This is a genomic window from Mycobacterium sp. E2479, assembly GCF_001667925.1.
In the GTDB taxonomy this organism is placed as follows: domain Bacteria; phylum Actinomycetota; class Actinomycetes; order Mycobacteriales; family Mycobacteriaceae; genus Mycobacterium.
Genome location: NZ_LZJR01000154.1, coordinates 116,465 through 135,384, shown reverse-complemented (window position 1 = coordinate 135,384; position 18,920 = coordinate 116,465). Strand labels below are relative to the sequence as shown.

Here is an 18,920-nt window from a genome sequence, read left to right as displayed (position 1 = left end):
CTTCTAGCGTTTCCGGCATCGTCAAGGCTACCGGCGCTGCGGCCCGGTCGATCTCATCGACCGAAGGCCCCGGGCAGCACGTCGCGGTAGCTCGGTATGCCGGCGATCGATGTCGCCGCAAAGACGCCACCCAGCACCGCTTGGGCGAGGCAATCGGCGGCGGCGATACCCACCTCGGTGGCAAGCGGGGTCTCGGGCGAAAACGCGGCGGGCACCGGTTTCGAACTGGCCGCCGCGTCTACCTCGACCGCCCCGGTGGCCAGCACGAACACCGTGTCACCGTCGACCGGCGTATGCGCCGGGCGGATGCTGCGGGCCAGGCCGTCGTGGGCTGAGATCGCCACCCGCCGACACGCCGCCGGACTCAGAGCGGCGTCGGTGGCCACCACCGCGATGACTGTGTTGAGAGGCTTGTCCACCGGATTCGATGGGGAGGGCAACTGAGCGAAGGCGTCGACCTGCTCGGCCGGCGGCGGCTGCAGACCGAACTCCCGGGTCTGCTCCGCCATCCACGGCAAACCGGTAGTACGGTCGACGACCTCCCCCGCGGAGTTCACCACGGCCAGCGCTCCTACGGTCACGCCGGACGGCAGCGCCCGCGACGCGGTCCCGACACCGCCCTTGAGCGCCCCGGCCCGGGCCCCCACCCCGGCGCCTACGGTCCCGACTTCCATCGCCGCTGCGTCTTCGGCGGCGGCACAGGCCGCGTAACCGAACTCGGCCGTCGGACGGCACTCCCAGCCGCCGACCGGTAGATCGAAGATCACCGCCGCCGGCACGATGGGCACCACGCCGCCATCCATCGCCACACCGCGTTCGCGTTCTTCCAGGAAGCGCATGACACCGTCCGCGGCGGCCAACCCGTAGGCGCTGCCCCCTGCCAGCAACACTGCGTCCACGTACCGCACGGTGTTGGCCGGGTCCAGCAGATCCGTCTCCCGGGTTCCGGGCGCGCCGCCGCGGCAATCCACCGCTGCGACAGTGCCCGGCGGAGTGAGCACGACGGTAACGCCGCAAGCCCAGCCGGCGCCCAGGGACGCGTCGGGATCTAATCGTTGGTGGTGCCCGACGCGGATGCCCGCGACATCGGTGATGGCGTTCATCTGCCGCCAGTCATCGGGGCCCCATCAGCACCAGGACCAGATACTCCTGCAACACCGTCAGCCACTGATACACGTCGAAGTGCACGGCCAGGGGATGGTCGGCCGGTAGGCGTTCCGGGCCCTCCGGCCCGACCTCGAGCATGACTCCCAGGGTCAACCGAATGTCGTTGACCGCCGCGACCCAGGAGTTCGCGTCGTCCTCGGTCAGCTCGAAACGGCCGCCGTCGTGGGGAACCGTGCTCAACAACCGCTGTGCGGCAAGGCGTTTGGCGTCGACGATGTCGGGCTCGTGCAGGCTGCGCAGTGCCGCGTTCAGGCTATCCGCGTCATCGGGCGGCGCGGTGTCCCCGTCGTGGTACCGGTAGAAGTCGGGCAGCAGCCGACGCAACGTGGGGTCCCTCGGGGGATCGGCGTTGCCGGTCTTGATGCCCGTTATCTCCTCGAGTTCGTCTGCGGGCGATGAAGATTCACGTTCGTCGAGCAAGCCGATCATCGCCGTTGCCAAGTTCCTGAGCAGGGCGGCCTCATGCGATGCCAGAGACGACCGAAAACGGGGACCGCTAGCGGTCTCGACCCGCTTCCATTTGCGCACAGGGAATCGCCAGCGCCTCGACGTTCAGCGGTCCTGCTGCATCGTCGCCCACAAACCGGCGGCGTGCAGCTTGGACACATCGGCTTCCATGGATTCGCGGCTGCCGGCGGACACCACGGCCTTTCCTTCGTTGTGCACCTGCAACATCAGCTTGGTGGCGTGCGGCTCGCTGTAGCCGAACAACTTCTGGAAAACATACGTCACATAGGTCATCAGATTGACCGGGTCGTCCCAGACGATCGTGACCCACGGACTCGCCGTGGTCTCTACCGGAGCGGTCTCTCGTTGTCCTGTAGTGCCCGGCTTGGTGGGCGCTGACATAACAACCATGGCCTACACGATACCGAGGGATGGACGACGTACCGAGCCTCAACGGCAGCCGATACCGTTATGGAATGAACGACCCGGTCGTTACTGGGCTGCTGACCGACAAGTACGAGTTGACGATGCTGGCGGCGGCGCTGCGAGACGGCACCGCCGATCGACGAACCACTTTCGAACTTTTTGCCCGCCGACTTCCCGCAGGCCGCCGGTACGGCGTGGTCGCCGGAACCGGCCGGCTGCTCGAAGCGCTGCCGCAGTTCACCTTCGATGACCAGGCATGCCAGTCGCTGGAGCAGTTCCTCGACCCGGATACGTTGCGGTATCTACGCGAATTCCGGTTCGGCGGTGACATCGACGGCTATGCCGAAGGCGAGCTGTATTTCCCCGGATCCCCGGTGCTGTCGGTGAGTGGGACATTCGCCGAATGCGTGGTGCTCGAGACGCTGGCACTGTCGATTTTCAACCACGACACCGCGGTCGCGTCCGCCGCGGCGCGCATGGTGAGCGCGGCCAGGGGACGCCCGCTGATCGAGATGGGGTCACGGCGAACCCACGAACAGGCCGCCGTCGCGGCCGCCCGCGCCGCCTATCTGGCCGGCTTCGCGGCGTCGTCCAATCTGGAGGCACAACGCTGTTACGCAATCCCCACCGAGGGCACCGCCGCGCACGCGTTCACCATGCTGTACGCGCACACCGACTCTCCCGCGGAGTCGACCGAATTGGCCGCATTCCGGGCGCAGGTCGACGCGCTCGGAGTGGACACCACCCTGCTGGTCGACACCTACGACGTGACGACCGGGGTGGCCAATGCGGTGGCCGCCGCGGGGACCGGACTGGGCGCGGTGCGCATCGACTCCGGCGAGTTGGGCGTGCTGGCCCGCCAGGTGCGTGAACAGCTCGACAAGCTGGGGGCGACCCGGACCCGCATCGTGGTCTCCGGCGACCTCGACGAGTTCTCCATCGCGGCCTTGGCCGCCGAGCCGGTCGACAGCTACGGCGTGGGCACGTCGTTGGTGACGGGCTCGGGCGCCCCAACGGCAAACATGGTGTACAAACTGGTCGAGGTGGACGGCTTGGCGGTCCAAAAGCGCAGCAGCCACAAGGAATCCCCTGGCGGGCGAAAGGAGGCGATACGCCTGTCGCGCGATTCCGGCATCATCACCGAGGAGGTGGTGTACTCGGCCGGCCATCCGCCCACCGTCTCCGAACCGGCGCGGGTGCTGACCGTCCCGTTGGTCCGCGGTGGCGAACTGGTTTTCAAACCGAACCTCGCCGCAGCGCGCGAACTGGTAACTTCCGGGCTGCGCAGTCTGCCGTGGGAGGGATTGAACTTGTCGCACGGCGATCCCGCGATCACGACGACCCAGATTCCCGCCGGCCGGCGCTAGCGCCGCGCGAAAAACGACGCGGCGCGAGCGCCGCCCCAAACAGCGAAGAGGGCAGCCACGTCTGACGTTTCCGTGTCCGAGCTGCTGGCCACCGCGGTGGCCGCGCTCGGTGGTAGTGAACGCAGCGGCCAACAGGAGATGGCCGCCGCAGTGGCACAGGCCTTCGCCACCGAGGAACACCTGGTGGTGCAGGCCGGCACCGGTACCGGTAAATCGCTCGCGTATCTGGTGCCGGCGATCGTCCACGCCCTGGACGACGACTCCCCCGTCGTCGTGTCCACGGCCACGATCGCTCTGCAGCGCCAGCTCGTCGATCGCGATCTGCCCCGGCTCGTCGACGCGCTGGCCGATGCGCTGCCCCGGCGTCCGCAGTTCGCGTTGCTCAAGGGTCGGCGGAATTATCTGTGCCTGAACAAAATTCACAACGGCGGGGCGGCCGACGATGAAGAAGGTGACGGCCGGCCGCAGGAGGAACTCTTCAACCCCATGGCGGTCAGCGGGTTGGGCCGCGACGTGCAACGGCTCACCGAATGGGCGTCGAACACCGAATCCGGTGATCGCGACGATCTCAAACCCGGCGTCCCGGACCGATCCTGGTCGCAGGTCAGCGTTTCCGCGCGGGAATGCCTCGGCGTTGCGCGCTGCCCGTTCGGCGCCGAGTGCTTTTCCGAACGGGCGCGTAGCCGGGCCGGCCGTGCCGATGTCGTCGTCACCAACCACGCGCTGCTGGCCATCGACGCCGTGGCCGAATCGGCGGTGCTGCCCGAACATGCGCTGCTGGTCGTCGACGAAGCACACGAGCTGGTGGATCGGGTGACATCGGTGGCTACCGCGGAGCTGACGTCGGCCTCCCTCGGCGTGGCCGCCCGGCGAATCGCCCGACTGGTGGAGCCGGAGTTGATCCAGCGTCTGGAGGCGACGACGGCGAACTTCGCCTCGGTCATCCACGACGGCACGCCGGGCCGCATCGATCGCCTCGACGAGGAGCTGGCGACCTACCTGACGGCGCTGCGCGACGTCGCGACGGCGGCGCGCTCGGCGATCGACACCGCCAACGACCCCAGGGCGGCGTCGGCGCGCGCCGAAGCCGTTGCGGCACTGAGTGAAATATCGGAGACCACGTCGCGCGTGCTGGAATCGTTCGGCCCGGCCATCCCCGACCGCACCGACGTGGTGTGGCTGGAGCACGAGGAGAACAGGGGCTCATCGCGCCCGGTGTTGCGGGTGGCGCCGCTGTCGGTCGCCGGGCTGCTGCGATCCCGGGTGTTCTCGCGGTCGACGGTGGTGCTGACGTCGGCGACGCTGACCATCGGCGGCTCGTTCGACGCCATGGCCACGGCCTGGGGATTGACGGCCGGGGACGGCGACGACGCGCACTGGCGCGGCGTCGATGTGGGTTCGCCGTTCCAGCACGCCAAAGCCGGAATTTTGTACGTAGCAGCGCATCTGCCGCCCCCGGGGCGCGACGGCATTGGCTCCGCCGAGCAGCTGAACGAGATCGCCGGGCTCATCGCCGCCGCCGACGGGCGCACGTTGGGCTTGTTCTCGTCGATGCGGGCGGCCCGGGCGGCGGCCGATGCCATGCGTGAACGGTTGTCGACGCCGGTGCTGTGTCAGGGCGACGACAGCACGTCGGCACTCGTCGAGCAGTTCAGCGCCGACCCCCAGACGTCCCTGTTCGGCACTCTGTCGCTGTGGCAGGGCGTCGATGTGCCCGGGCCATCGCTGTCATTGGTGCTGATCGACCGCATTCCGTTTCCCCGGCCCGATGACCCCCTGCTGGGGGCGCGGCAGCGGGCCGTCGCCGCGCGCGGCGGCAATGGGTTCATGGCGGTCGCGGCCAACCACGCGGCACTGCTGTTGGCGCAGGGAGCGGGGCGGCTGTTGCGCCGCGTCACCGATCGCGGCGTGGTTGCGGTGCTCGACTCGCGCATGGTCACCGCCGGTTACGGCGGCTACCTGCGTGCCTCGTTGCCGCCGTTTTGGCAGACCACGAATGGCGACCAGGTGCGCCAGGCGTTGCAGCGTCTGCGCGCCGCAGCGCCGTCGGAAGAGGGCCTGTCGGCGTGAGCCCTATTGCCAGCAGACCTCGTACACGCGTTGGGGATCGCGTAGGCCTTTGAGCTGTTCCTCGCGCGTTTCGCCGAACTGGAACTCGTGACTGCCCGCAACCAGCCCACGCAGCACCGCCGAGACGAGGATTCCGTTCCCATCTGCTTTCGCCCCGATCCGAGCCGCGAGGATTACGGTGTGCCCGAAAAAGTCCTCCTGTTCGCGAATCACCTCTCCAGTGTGGAGTCCGATTCGCACGCGCAGAACCTGGGTACCGGACTGATCGCGGTATGCCGCTAAATCACGCTGGATAGCGATCGCGCAGCGCAGCGCGCTGCGGGCGCTGGCGAAGGCGACCATGAACCCGTCGCCCTGTGATTTGACCTCGAAGCCACTGTGGGCTGCCAGTTGGCGACGGATGACCGCGTTGTGGCGGTGCAGAAGCTTTAACCAGCGTTCGTCGCCGAGTTGCTCGGCAAGTACCGTCGAGCCTTCGATGTCGGAGAACATAATCGTGACTGTTCCGTCGGGAGCGGCCGCCTTGCTGAGGTCGGGCCGGTCCGCCTCGACGGACTCTGCAACGTCGTCTATCACCGACCACCCCTGCATCGGCTTCTGTTCCCGCTTCACCTCGTCCTGCTCTCGGCGTAGCCGCAGCAGTCGCTCGACCTCGACGCGCATGCCGTTCCGCTGTGCGACGGCATTTCCGTGGTCAATCAGGCCCATCGCCTTGTCCCGATCCGCCGGCTCAGACGTGCTGAGCAGCATGCGTGCGTACTCGTAACAGACCCGAGGCGTCACGTAGTCACAGCCGATCTCCGCATTTCGCGCCAGGGCCAGCTCGAAGTGACGCACCGCGTCCTCATGGCGGTCCGCTGCCGAGGCTGCGAAGGCGAGGAAGGTGTGATTGGAGCCGAGGCACCCGGCTCCGGCCAAAAACAGAGTGCAGCGATCTTCATAGGGCACCAGCAGCTCGTAAAGCGAGTTTGCGGCTTCGCGGGCACAGATGGGGATCGACGCCATCGACAGCACGCAGACCGAGGTCAACCAATCACTGCCGCGCCTGAGCGCCTCGAAGCCGTCGGCCGTAAGCTCCGTGAACCTGGCGCGAGCCTCATCGAGCTGGCCGATCTCGGTCAGCAACCACACGTACGACGCGGGCCACGCCTGCCCGTAACGCGCGGCGGCTTCGCGGCCGACGTCGCGCAGCTGTTCGAGAGTGCCGTCCGCGAGCCGGGTCAGGAAAGAATGCGCGCCAAAGACGACCGTTGCCACCTCACGCTCGGCGCGCTGGCCGATCGACAGCGCAGTCCGCGCGAGCCGCTCCGACTCCTTATAGCGGCCCTGCATCAGCGCTCGCATCGTGCGGAACACCGCCGTCTGCCACAGATAGCGGGGCTGGCGCAATTCGTTGGCCAGTCGGTCACAGGTCGCGATCTCCTGATCGACCGCCCGAAAATCACCCAGCTGGGCAAGCGCGATCAGCCGCAACTGGTGGCCCTCGAACTCCATGTCACGGTCACCGACAATCCGAGCGAGCCGCGCCATCTCCTCGCCCGATGCAATCGCCTCTTCGATCCGGTCGGGACCCAATGTCGACCACTGCCGGCTGTGCATGGCCAGCAGCAAGATCTTGGTGTCACCGACGCGTTCGGCCATTTCGATGGCCAGCGCGCTGGCCCGGTCGGCTTCTGGCAGCGCACCCTTGCAGCGAAGCTCGAGGGCAAGCCGGGAAAGGACTGTCACTCGAAGCGCGCTGTCGCGCGCCGGCAACACCTCGAGGGCCTCATCCAACATCGCCACCAGCTGTTCGTCGGCACGGTCCGTGATCGAGAAGCCGCCCGGGCCACCCCCGTATCCGAGAGCCGCACGCGCGTAGTGGTCGTTCAGCGCCAACTCACGCGCGATCGTCGCCGCCTCGCTGAATGTCTTACGGGCACCTTCGGCTTCGCCGGCCCGCCATCGGGCGTCCCCGAGCGCCAGCAGCAGATCGCATCGGCGTTGCGGCACCACCTCAGACGTCGTGTCGAACAGCCGGAGCGCCGTCGCGTAGAGGCTCACCGCGTCTTCGTAGGCATACGTCGCCGCCGCCCGTTCGCCCGCCCACCACGCGTAGTCGGCTGCTTTTGCGGCATCGCCGTAGGGAGCCGCCTTCGCGAAGTGGAAAGCAATCGCAGACAGGTGGGATTCGATCCGGTCCTCGTAGATCACCTCGATTGCCTCGCCGGCGGCGATATGCAGCTGGGAGCGGCGCAGCGTGGGCAGGTCGTCGTACAGCGCGTCGCGAGTCGCACCGTGCGCGAAACCGTACCGGCCCGGCTCGCCGGCAGACTGCCGCACGATCGCCCCATCGAGGGCCGGCTGCATCCGCGCCAACACTGCGTCTGCTTCGAGCCCGCTGATGTGCGTCAGAATCGGGAGATCGAACTCACGGCCGATCACCGCCGCGGTCGACAGCAGCTCGAGTGTCTCAGTGGGCAGCTTCTCCAACCGACGAGAGACCACTTCGTGGATACCCCGTGGGATGCCCAGCTCCTCACCGTCTCGGATGTTGGTAACCCACCGGCCATCGCGCCAGTCGAGGACTTCCGAGTCGATCAGGTGGCGGACGATCTCTTCGGTGAAGTACGGATTGCCCTCCGACTCTCGGCAAACGGCGTCGGCAAGTGCGAGTTCTTGGCGTCGCTCGAGCGGCTGCTGCAGCACCGCTTCGAGCATCGCCTTGACGTGTTGATCGGAGAGCCCTCGCAACTTGATGCGGGCGTAGCCCCGCTCCTTGCTGAGCCCGGCGATCACTTCGTTCAAGTAATGGCCATCGGGAAGCTCGTCGTCGCGGTAAGTGCCGAGCACGAGCACGCGTGAGTGGGCCAGTTCGCGTACGACGAACGCCAACAGCATGAGCGATGGTTGATCGGCTTGTTGCAGGTCTTCGAGGAAGATGGCAAGCGGTTGGCGATCGGAGGCGCCGATCAGGAACCGCGCCACGGAGTCGAACAGCCGAAAGCGCGCCTGTTCAGCGTCCAGCGGTGGCGATTCGGGGATCTCCGGCATCCGTTCGCGTACCTCGGACACGATTTGTGCGATCTCGAACGCTCCAGAGCCCAAGTCACAAGCGACCGTCTCGGCATCGTGACCGCGTGCATAGTCTCGGATCACTTGGACCCACGGCCAGTACGCAGGAGCACCCGCGCCCGCATAGCAACGCCCCCATAGGACCTGCGCGCCCCGGAGGGCGGCATATGCCGCCGCCTCCGACGCGAGCCGGGTCTTGCCGATTCCCGACTCGCCACTTATCAGCACCGTGCGGCCGCGGCGCCCCACAGCGTCATCGATCGCGGCGCGAAGCTCGTGTGTCTCTCGCTCGCGGCCGAGGAAGGTGCTGTCGGTGATCCGGTCGAGCGCCGCCATATCCTGATTCGCGCTACCGCCACCGCTAACCGCAGCGGTGATGGCCGCCAAGGCATCGCGAACCTCGGCTGCTTGCTGGGGACGCGCCTCCGGCGACTTCGCCAGCATTCTGAGCAGCAACTGGTCGAGCGGCGCCGGCACACCGGAGCGATGCCCGCTCGGAGCGACCGGAGCAGTCGAAACATGCTGGGAGACAATCGCTGCCGCTGACTCACCCGCGAACGGTATTTCTCCACAAAGCAATTCGTACAGGAGGGCACCAAGGGAGTAGATGTCCGAACGCGCGTCGGAACCCCGTCCGAGCGCCTGCTCCGGCGGCATGTAGGCAACGGTTCCGATCACCGTCCCCACGGCCGTCACTCGGGTTGCGCCCTCTGCGACCGCGAGCCCGAAATCTCCGATCTTGGCGGTGCCGTCAGGTGCCAGCCACACATTCTGCGGCTTGACATCACGATGCACCACACCCTGGGCGTGTGCATGCGCGAGCCCACTGGCGATGTCCCCACCGATCCGGACCACCTCTTCGACGGCGAGCCGATGATCCGTTGCGTCTGAGAGCAGGCCGTAGAGGTCACCGCCGGACATGTATTGGCTGATGAGGTATAGCTGTCCCTGCTCCTCGCCGAAGTCGTAGACGTTGACGATGTTGGGGTGTTCGCCAAGCTTCGCCATCGCCTCCGCTTCCCGGCGCGCGCGGCGCATGGCGGTCTCATCCGAGCCGCCGGCCTTGAATACGGCGGCGGCGACCTCGCGTTGTAGTCGGGTGTCAATGGCGAGGTACACCCGCTTGCCGGCACCTTCGCCGAGCAGGTGGCCGAGCTTGTAACGGCCGTCGGCAAGCGTTTTAGGGACCGGCGGGCCGGCGGGCTGCGCCGGCGCGGACCGCCCGCTCAGCGCGGTGCCGCACTCGTCACAGAAGCGCTGGGAACCCGGATTACGGGCACCGCATCCCGGGCATGCGATGTCGACCGCAAGCGGGCCGCCACATTCGCCGCAGAACTTGGCCTGAGGCCGGTTCCCAGCCCCACACCTGCCGCACTGCACGTTTGCGGGCGCACTCATCGGTTACCTCAGCGCCGCGCCCGGTAGTCCGCCCACCAACAACGTCCCCGGACCGACGTGCGTTGCAACAACGGGTCCGATCTCGGAGATGAACTCCGGTTCGGTGCCCAACAGTTCGCCGAGACGCTCGGCCAGCCGGTTTGCCTCCTCGCGCGCAAATGCGTGCTGGACGAACCACCGGTCGGCCCCCGCAGCGCGCCGCTGAACCATCAATTCGATCAGCCGCTCTACACCTCGCCGGTAGGTGCGCACGCGCTCGAGGGCCTTGAGCTCCGATTCGATCGTCAGGATCGGTTTGAGGTCGAGCGCGGATCCGACCCACGCGGCTACGGTGCCCACCCGGTTGCTGCGGCGGAGGTAGTCGAGCCGGTCCACCAGGCCCCAGCCTTTGACTTCCTTGCGGGCTTGGCGTATGCGCTCGACAACACCTTCCGAGTCGGCTCCCCCGGCGGCGGCTCGCGCTGCCACCAGCGCCTGGAGGCCAAGGTGTCCGCCGAAGCCGGCCGAGTCGATCACGACCACATGTTCGCCGCCCTGGCCCTCCAGTTTTGCGGCTGCCTGTCGAGCCATCGAACACGTCTCGGAAACGCCAGAGGAGATCAGCACCGAAACCACGGCGGCGTGCTGCTGCAGCAGCCGGTCGAAGATCGCGAGAAAATCCTCGACCGCAGGCGCCGATGTTTTCGCGATGTTCTTCGACGCGTCCAGTTCCGCATAGAAGCGTCCGAAATCGCCGTCGAACTCCGACTCGCGCCGCAGTCCGTCGCCGGTGTCGTAGTACTGCGGCACTACCGTGATACCGAGCTTGTCGACGAGCGCGGGCGGCAGGTAGCCAGTGCTGTCGGTAACCACCGCGACGTCGGCCATGCGCGCACTCCAGTCGGTTCCCGAACACCGTGAACATGTCCGGCCACGACCTTTAACCGCAGCAAGCGTACTGCCGCAGATCCAATGCCGGGGCCAGTCTGCTGACTTTCGTCAAATAACTTGGCACTCAGCCGGGATCAGCGGCCGAGAGGTTCGCTAACCCAACGCCGCACTGGGAAGACCACCCACGGTCAACATCCCGGGGCCGGTATGAGTTGCCAGAACCGGTCCGACCGCAGAAACGAACTCCGGCTCGGTGCCCAACAGCCCGACGAGACGCTCGGCCAATCGCTGCGCCTCCTCGTGCGCATGGGCGTGCTGGACGAACCATCGATCGGCGCCGACCGCCCGGCGCTGCCGCATCAGCTCAACCAGGCGTTCGACGCCGCGCTTGAACGTGCGCACTCGTTCGACGGCCTTCATCTCCGATTCGACCATCAATATCGGCTTTAGGTCCAGCGCCGATCCGATCCATGCGGCCGCGGTACCTACCCGGCCGCCGCGCCTCAGGTATTCAAGGGTGTCGACGAGGACCCATTGCCTGATCTCCTGGCGAGCCCGGCGGACCTGCTCGGTCACGCCCTGCAGGTCGGCTCCCGCCGCGGCGGCACGCGCCGCAGCCAGCGCCTGACAACCCAGGTGGCCGGCCACGCCGGCCGAATCGATGACCACTATCCGCTCGGGGTCCACCCCCGCCGCCGCCTCCCGTGCGAACTCACACGTCGGCGATAGGTTTGAGCCAAGCATGACCGCGACCACGGCGCTGTGCTGCTGCAGCAGGCGTTCATAGGCCGCAACGAAATCTTCGAGCTTGGGAGGCCCGGTCGTCGCAACGGACTTCGACCCGTCCAGTTCGGCAAAAAAACGTGCCCAATCACCGTCGAAGTCCCACTCACGCTCCCCGCGCCCGGGTAGCTCATGACCGCCGGTGGGCGAGGCGGCACCGGTGATGTCGTAGTACAGCGACACCACCGTGATGCCCATGCTGTCGACGAGCGCCCGCGGCAACGCGCAGGTGCTGTCGGTCACCACCGCGACGTCAGGCATACGCACCCTCCAATGCCGCTCCGGCAAGGCCTCCGGCAACCAACGTCCCCGGACCGGTGTGTGTCGCGAGCACCGGGCTGAGCTCCGAGATGAACTCTGGCTCGGTGCCGAACGTCTCAGCGAGGCGCTCGGCCAACCGCTTCGCGTCCTCGCGCGCATCGGCGTGCTGGACGAACCACCGATCGGCGCCGACCGCGCGCCGCTGTTGCATCAACTCGACCAATCGCTCGACAGCTCGCCTGCGCGTGCGCACGCGTTCGACGGCCCGGAACTGTGATTCGACCACCAAGATGGGCTTGAGGTCGAGCGCCGATCCGAGCCATGCGGCGGCGCCGCCGATCCGGCCGCCGCGACGCAGATATTCAAGCGTGTCGAGAACGACCCACTGTCTGACTTCCTGACGTGCCCGGCGCGTCGCCGCAACCACCCCCGCCGCGTCTTCCCCAGCGGCGGCCGCCCGCGCGGCAGCGAGCACCTGAAGCCCCAACTGGCCGGCCGCACCGGCAGAGTCGATCACCACCACCCGCTCGCCACCGCGGCCCTCGGACTCCAGCCGTGCAGCTGCCTGCCGGATCATCGAGCAGGTCTCGGACAGGCCCGATGAGATCAGGACCGCGACGACTGCGCTGTGCTGCTCCAACAGCCGGTCACAGACAGTGACGAAATCCTCGACGGTAGGCGGTGACGTCTTCGCAACGCTTTTCGACGCGTCTAAATCCGCGTAGAACCGTCCGAAATCACCGTCGAAGTCCGACTCGCGCAGCGGGCCACCGCCGACCTCGTAGTACAGCGAAACCACCGTGATTCCTTGGCTTTCGACGAGCGCACGCGGCAACGCGCAGGTGCTGTCGGTCATTACCGCGACATCAGCCATGCGCAGATCCACCCTGCGCGACCTCCATGATGCGGGGCAGGGCTTCACGGGTCGCGATTCGGCCGGCCTCGCGGGCGCGGTCAATCTGGTGCCATTCGAGGAAGCCGATGCTGCTGGTGTCGGGGTGGATCGCCAGATCGGCTTGCTCGAGCATCGTGGACGTCGACATCGCGCTGCCGATGGTCATAGTGCGCATGAGGGTGTCGACGACATTCGGCACCCGCGGTGAGTGCGCCAGATTCGTGGCGACCGCGGGGGTTGCCTGCTGACCGGTGCCTATGCTCACCGCGAGCAGTGGGCCCTCGTGGCGCGCCAGCGTCGTTACCGGGAGGTTGTCCAGCACACCGCCATCGACGTGTAGCACTCCGTCGTAGACGACCGGTGCGTACAAACCTGGCACCCGCAGGGAACAACCGACGACATCGGCGAGCGGACCTCGTCGATGCACGACGGCCCGGCGCGCCAGCAGATCGACGCTGACACAGCGGAATTCCTTCGGCAATTCCTCGACTAGCTGTCCCCCGAAGACACTGTCGAGAGCGCCCAAGGTACGCCGCCCCCGAATCAGTCCCTTGCTCGGTAACGTGTAGTCGCTGGTCGGGTTGCTGCGAATGAAGTACTCGTAGATATTGGCGTCCACGGCCGCTGCATCCTTACCGGTGGCCGCGAGCGCCGCGATGATTGCCCCCATACTGGTCCCGGCGTAACGATCGACCACGACCCCTGCGGCCTCCAGCTCGTCCAGCACTCCAAGGTGCGCAAACGCCCGGGCCGCGCCACCGCTGAGGACCAACCCCAACGAGCGGCCCGCGATGCGGGCGGCGAGCGGGCGCAGATCGGCAGCGGCGTCGGAGCCGACGGCATGCACCGAGCGAGGCGCTATCAACTCCTCCCACAGGCGCCGATGTTCGCGGCTGGCGGGCGCTCCTGCGAGGACTAGGTCGGCGCCCGCCGCTCGTGCCGGCAGCGGCGCCGACGGCGGTGCCGGATCAGCGGTGACCAGAACTATCCGGTCGGCCGACCGCAGGCAGAAGTCGCGCCATTCCGCCTCATCGGCCGCCGCGCGCAACACCACCTTGTCCGCGATCCGTTCGGCGCGCTCCAACCCATCGCGATCGACCCGGCCGGGATCGGCCACCTGCAACCGCCCCGATAGCGCGGTGACCAGTTCGGTGGCCACCATCGCTACAGGTGCGTGTTCATCGAGGCCGATGACCCCCACCACCGCCTCAGGCGCCGGGGCACGGGGAAATGCCGGGGGCGGGGCCTGGTGTAGCCGGGTCGCCAAGACCCGGACCAAAGCCTCGAGGACTCCTGAGTTTGCAATCTTGTCGAATTGGGTCTTTGTCAGCCGCACGAGCGTCGAGTCACGCACTGCCCGAATGGATGCGGAACGGGGCGCATCGATCAGCAATCCGAGCTCTCCGACGACCTCCCCGCGGCCCAATTCCGTTAGTACGACGTCATTCTGGAGCACTTGTAGGCGACCATTCCGTACAACGTACAAAGAATCGGACGCGTCGCCAGCATGAAACAGGTACGACCCCGCCTCCAAGTCGATCTGATCCGCGTGGTCTCGCAGCTCTGCCAGGCTGACCGGATCCAGCCCCGCAAACAGCGGGAGACCGCCGAGCGGATCGATCTCACCATCGGAGGCCGACCGCACCTCGGGTAGGGACACCAGCCCGGGCGCCCAGGGCGACTTCGGCGAATCGACTTGCGGCGGAAGCTGTGATGCGTCGGCCACCGCGGCGAGGTGGCGAGTACGGCCAAGTAGCACCCCGCCGATAGCGACGATCGCAAAGCAGACCGCGGCCAGCACCCAACCGCGTCGCAACGTCGCTTCGGTGGCACCGTGAGCCGGCGTTCCGACGACAATGACCAACAACGCGATGCCGACCACGGCGCCGAGTTGGCGCGTGCTGCTGACCACCGCCGAAGCGGTGGCATAGCTGCCGCCCGCTGCCAGCCCAGCCAGGGCGGCGCTGCCGAGCATCGGCAGCGTGGCCCCGACCCCGATGCCCTGCAGTATTTGACCGGGCAGCCACTGCCCGAGGAAATCGGGTTTGGACCCGACGCGTCCGATGTACCACAGGAGGCTGCCCGTCCACATCAACGCGCCCGCGACGATGATGAGGCGGTAACCGTGCCGGTCGGCGACGCGACCGAGTACCGCGGCGACGATAGCGGCGACGAACGCGGCCGGCGCCACCGCCAGGCCCGCGCGCAACAAGTTGTAACCCCACACGTAGTTGAGGAACAACACGTGGGTCAGCAGGTACGCGTAGAAACCGGCGCTGGCGATCAGCGTCAGGGCGTTGCCGGCCGTGAAAGACCGGATGCGCAGAAAAGCAGGCTCGATCAGCGGCGTCGGATGACTCCGCGAACTCATCACGAACCCAAGCATCGCGACCACCGCGGCTAGGAATGACCCGACGGTTGCCAGGCTGACCCAGCCCCAGTCCGGACCCTTGACCAAACCGAGGGTCAAGCAACCGAGCCCGACGGCGAGCAACACCGCCCCCCGTAAGTCGGGCACGCGACGGCGACCCGAAGCGCGGCTCTCGACCAGTCGCCGCCGGGCCACCGCCACAGCTACAACGCCCAGCGGCAGGTTGACCAAAAAGACCCAGCGCCAACTCGACGCCTCCACCAGAGCGCCGCCGATCGGCGGCCCCAGACCGGACGCGATGGCGGCTGCCGCGCCCCATAAGCCGACACCGTGCGCGCGGCGCGCCTCGTCGAAACTCTCGACGACTAGCGCCAGCGACGCCGGCACCAGGACCGCGGCGCCCATGCCTTGCAGTACCCGGAATGCGACGAGCTGGCCGACGGTGTCGGCGGCGGCGCACAAGACGGACGCGACGGTGAACAACACCACGCCGTAGATGAACATCCGCTTGCGACCGAGCAAGTCGGCAAGCCTGCCACCCGCCACCAGGAACGCGGCGAAGGCGATGTTGTAGGCGTTGAGTATCCACGACAGGCTGCTGATATCGGTGCTGTGGAAGTACCGCTGGATGGCTGGGAAGGCGATGTTGACGACCGTTGAGTCAAGGAACGCGAGGAAGGCACCGAACGCCGCGACCAGCAACACCGCCGTCGGTGAGGGTTGTCGACGTCGAGTGAGCGGAACCGCCGGCCGTCTCGCGCCGAGGCGTCGTCCACCGAGCAGGTGCATGACCGAGTCGAATTTAGCGACCGCTCCGGTATCCCCGGGCATCGCGTGAGCGCCGGTCTGATTCCCGCGAGTGGCGGAATGAGCAGCGGTTTTGTTCGCCATGACGCATCTCCGCTCAGTGAGGCTATTGCGCCGATGTGCAATTGTTGCCCAAAAAGCACGGTGGAGTGGGGCTTTTTTAATAATGAGGATTGGACATACGACAGACCGGTTCGCCCCGAGCTGGGGGTAAACCTGCGTCGGTCGAATCTTGTTGAGCGCGAGCTGGATTCACTCTTTGTGGGCGCCGGCTAGCGCGCCAGCGTCACCAGACCGAGCTCGTTGCTGGCGGCCAGCATCGGATTGTGCGGCAGCACGCGCACGGTGTAGCCGACCGATCCCGCCAGCGGCAGCGGGGTCGTCGTCGAAAAGACCTGGTTGCCGCCCTCGGCGGTGCCCGTGTAGGACATCTCGACGGTGATCGGGTCCAGCAGCGCATCGCTGGCGTCGACCCGGCCCAGCAGCGCCTGGACCGTGACCTCGTCGGTCGCCAGGCCGGCCAGTTGCACGGTGGCGGTCAGGGTCAGCTTCGAGCCAAGCACCGGACTGTCCGGCAGGCCGGTGCTGTCGACGTCGGTGATGACGATCTTGGGCCAGGCCTCCTGGGCGCGCCGGCGGTAGGCGGCCAGCGCACGGGCCGCGCCGAACTCGCCGCCGCTGGCCGCGTCTTCGGTGGCCTCGACGGGTGCGATCGTCTTGCGCAGCGACTGGGCGGCCGGTGTGTAGTACTGCTCGACGTAGTCGCGCACCATCCGCGACGCCAACACCTTTGGTCCCAGTGTCTGCACGGTGTGGCGCACCATCTCGATCCAGCGCGGCGGCACGCCGTGTTCATCACGCTCGTAGAACTTCGGTGCGACGGCTTCTTCCAGCAGTGTGTAGAGCCCACTGGACTCCAGGTCGTCGCGCCGGTTCTCGTCGGCGATACCGTCGGCAGACGGTATCGCCCAACCGTTTTCGCCGTCGTACCACTCGTCCCACCACCCATCGCGGATGGACAGGTTCAGCCCGCCGTTGAGAGCGCTCTTCATTCCCGAAGTGCCGCAAGCCTCCAACGGCCGCAGTGGATTGTTCAGCCAGACGTCGCAGCCCCAATACAGCAGGCGCGCCATGGACATGTCGTAGTCGGGCAGAAATGCGATGCGGTGGCGCACCTCGGGCCGGTCGGCAAAGCGCACCACCTGTTGGATCAGCGCCTTGCCGCCGTCGTCGGCCGGGTGCGACTTGCCCGCGACGATCAGCTGAATGGGCCGCTCCTGGTCGAGCAGCAGCCGTTCCAGCCGTTGCGGATCACGCAGCATCAGCGTCAGCCGCTTGTACGTCGGCACCCGCCGTGCGAACCCGATGGTCAACACCTCTGGATCGAATGCTGTTGCTATCCAACCCAATTCGGCTTCGGAGGCACCGCGTTCCAGCCATGAGCGACGCAGCCGCTGCCGGACGTCGTCGACCAGCAGGGACCTCAGCTGCGAGCGGATCCACCACAGATGACCCGCATCGACCTGCTTGAGACGCAGCCAAACTCCCGGATCGGCAAACGAATCCGACCCGGCCAGCTCACGGCCCAGCTGCAGCCACTGCGGCGCCGCCCAGGTGCGCGCATGAACACCGTTGGTGATCGAGCCGATCGGTACCTCACTCGGGTCGAAGCCGGGCCACAGTTCGTTGAACATGGATCGGCTCACCCGTCCGTGCAGCGACGAGACGCCATTGGCGCGCTGGGCCAGCCGTAGACCCATGTGGGCCATGTTGAACTTGGTGGGGTCGTCCTCGGCGCCGAGCGCCAGGATGCGAGCCGTCGGCACCCCCGGCAGCAGCACGGGTGAGGCATCCGATGTCCCGGGTTCGGCTTCGTCGCCCGTATGGTCGTCGAAGTACAGCTGCACCATTTCGATGGGGAATCGGTCGATGCCGGCGGGCACCGGGGTGTGCGTGGTGAACACCGTGCTGGAGCGCACCACCGTCAGCGCGGTGTCGAAGTCCAGTCCGGAGCCGGTCATCAGCTCGCGGATGCGTTCCGCTCCGAGGAAACCCGCGTGGCCCTCGTTCATGTGGAACACCTCGGGCGCGGGCAGGCGGTGTATATCGGTGAAGGCACGAATCGCCCGCACGCCGCCGACGCCCGCCAGGATCTCCTGCCTCATCCGATGTTCTTGGTCACCCCCGTAAAGGCGATCGGTGACGCCACGCAGATCGTGCTCGTTCTCGGGGACATCGGAATCCAGCAACAGCAATGGAACCCTGCCCACCTGCGCAACCCAGATCCGGGCGTGCAGCTGCGCTGAGTCCGGCAGCATCAACTCGACCAGGGCAGGCTCGCCGGTCGCATCGGTCAGCAGCCGCAGTGGGAGGCCTTGCGGGTCCAACGAGGGGTAGGTCTCGTTCTGCCAGCCGTCGGCCGTCAACGACTGACGGAAATACCCCGAGCGGTAGTAGAGGCCCACCGCTATCAGCGGCACACCCAGATCGGACGCGGACTTCAAGTGGTCGCCGGCGAGAATGCCCAACCCACCGGAGTAGTTGGGCAGTACCTCGGCGATGCCGAACTCCATGGAGAAGTACGCGATCACGGCCGGCATTTCGACGCCCTGCTGCTGGTACCACAGCGGGCGACTCAGGTAATCGTTCAAATCGGCGGTCAGCGCGTCGAGTTGGCCCAGGAACGCTTCGTCCAGCGCCAACTCGTCGAGCCGCGCCGGGCTGACCGCGCCCAGCAACGCCACCGGATCACTGCTGCAGCGCTCCCACAGGCCCGGGTCGATGGTGGCGAAAAGCTCCTGGGTGGGCTTGTCCCAGGACCATCGCAGGTTGGTCGACAGCTGGTCCAGCGCGGTCAATCGCTGCGGAAGGTGAGCACGGACGGTAAACCGGCGGAGGGCTTTCACGCGTTAATACCTTACTGAGGTTCTCAGCCCGCGCACGGTGGGAAGGATCGCTTTCCGTCGGCGGTGTGTGACCGAAGACTAGGGTGGGTATCGGGTAG

The 18,920-nt window shown here is 67.0% G+C and carries 11 protein-coding genes; 2 read left to right on the top strand and 9 right to left on the bottom strand.

Going from position 1 to position 18,920, the window contains the following annotated elements:
* Positions 1 to 53: 53 nt before the first annotated feature.
* The 3 genes from A5686_RS23545 to clpS are packed head-to-tail and all read right to left on the bottom strand — an operon-like array spanning position 54 to position 2,025.
* Positions 54 to 1,103 carry a P1 family peptidase gene (locus tag A5686_RS23545; protein WP_067939318.1) on the bottom strand — a complete coding sequence of 350 codons (1,050 nt, stop codon included), beginning with the start codon at positions 1,101 to 1,103 and terminating at the stop codon, positions 54 to 56.
* Positions 1,104 to 1,113: 10 nt separating this feature from the next.
* On the bottom strand, positions 1,114 to 1,695 hold the full coding sequence (locus tag A5686_RS23540) for a DUF2017 domain-containing protein (RefSeq protein WP_067939315.1): 582 nt from the start codon (positions 1,693 to 1,695) through the stop codon (positions 1,114 to 1,116).
* Between the two features lie 24 nt (positions 1,696 to 1,719).
* Complete coding sequence (gene clpS, locus A5686_RS23535; RefSeq protein ID WP_067939312.1) at positions 1,720 to 2,025, bottom strand: ATP-dependent Clp protease adapter ClpS; 306 nt, start codon at positions 2,023 to 2,025, stop codon at positions 1,720 to 1,722.
* 65 nt (positions 2,026 to 2,090) lie between these two features.
* On the opposite strand from clpS, the gene A5686_RS23530 reads away from it, so the two are divergent.
* Positions 2,091 to 3,407, top strand: coding sequence for a nicotinate phosphoribosyltransferase (locus tag A5686_RS23530; RefSeq protein ID WP_067939612.1), 1,317 nt, complete (start codon positions 2,091 to 2,093; stop codon positions 3,405 to 3,407).
* A gap of 72 nt (positions 3,408 to 3,479) precedes the next feature.
* Positions 3,480 to 5,477, top strand: coding sequence for an ATP-dependent DNA helicase (locus A5686_RS23525; protein WP_067939309.1), 1,998 nt, complete (start codon positions 3,480 to 3,482; stop codon positions 5,475 to 5,477).
* Positions 5,478 to 5,480: 3 nt separating this feature from the next.
* On the opposite strand, the gene A5686_RS23520 is transcribed toward A5686_RS23525, so the two are convergent.
* From A5686_RS23520 to glgP, 6 genes are all read right to left on the bottom strand, one after another.
* Complete coding sequence (locus A5686_RS23520) at positions 5,481 to 9,929, bottom strand: protein kinase (RefSeq protein ID WP_067939306.1); 4,449 nt, start codon at positions 9,927 to 9,929, stop codon at positions 5,481 to 5,483.
* Positions 9,930 to 9,932: 3 nt separating this feature from the next.
* On the bottom strand, positions 9,933 to 10,796 hold the full coding sequence (locus A5686_RS23515) for a DegV family protein (protein WP_067939303.1): 864 nt from the start codon (positions 10,794 to 10,796) through the stop codon (positions 9,933 to 9,935).
* A 156-nt stretch (positions 10,797 to 10,952) separates the two neighbouring features.
* Entirely contained in the window at positions 10,953 to 11,843 is an 891-nt protein-coding gene (locus A5686_RS23510; protein ID WP_067939300.1) for a DegV family protein, read from the bottom strand.
* Entirely contained in the window at positions 11,836 to 12,717 is an 882-nt protein-coding gene (locus tag A5686_RS23505) for a DegV family protein (RefSeq protein ID WP_067939609.1), read from the bottom strand. Before A5686_RS23505 ends, A5686_RS23510 begins: the two co-directional genes overlap by 8 nt.
* The gene (locus tag A5686_RS23500) at positions 12,710 to 15,898 is read right to left on the bottom strand and encodes an MFS transporter (RefSeq protein WP_067939605.1); all 3,189 of its coding nucleotides are present in this window, start codon (positions 15,896 to 15,898) and stop codon (positions 12,710 to 12,712) included. The genes A5686_RS23505 and A5686_RS23500 overlap by 8 nt, the downstream gene beginning before the upstream one ends.
* 290 nt (positions 15,899 to 16,188) lie before the next feature.
* Entirely contained in the window at positions 16,189 to 18,822 is a 2,634-nt protein-coding gene (glgP, locus tag A5686_RS23495; RefSeq protein WP_067939297.1) for an alpha-glucan family phosphorylase, read from the bottom strand.
* Between the last annotated feature and the right edge of the window lie 98 nt (positions 18,823 to 18,920).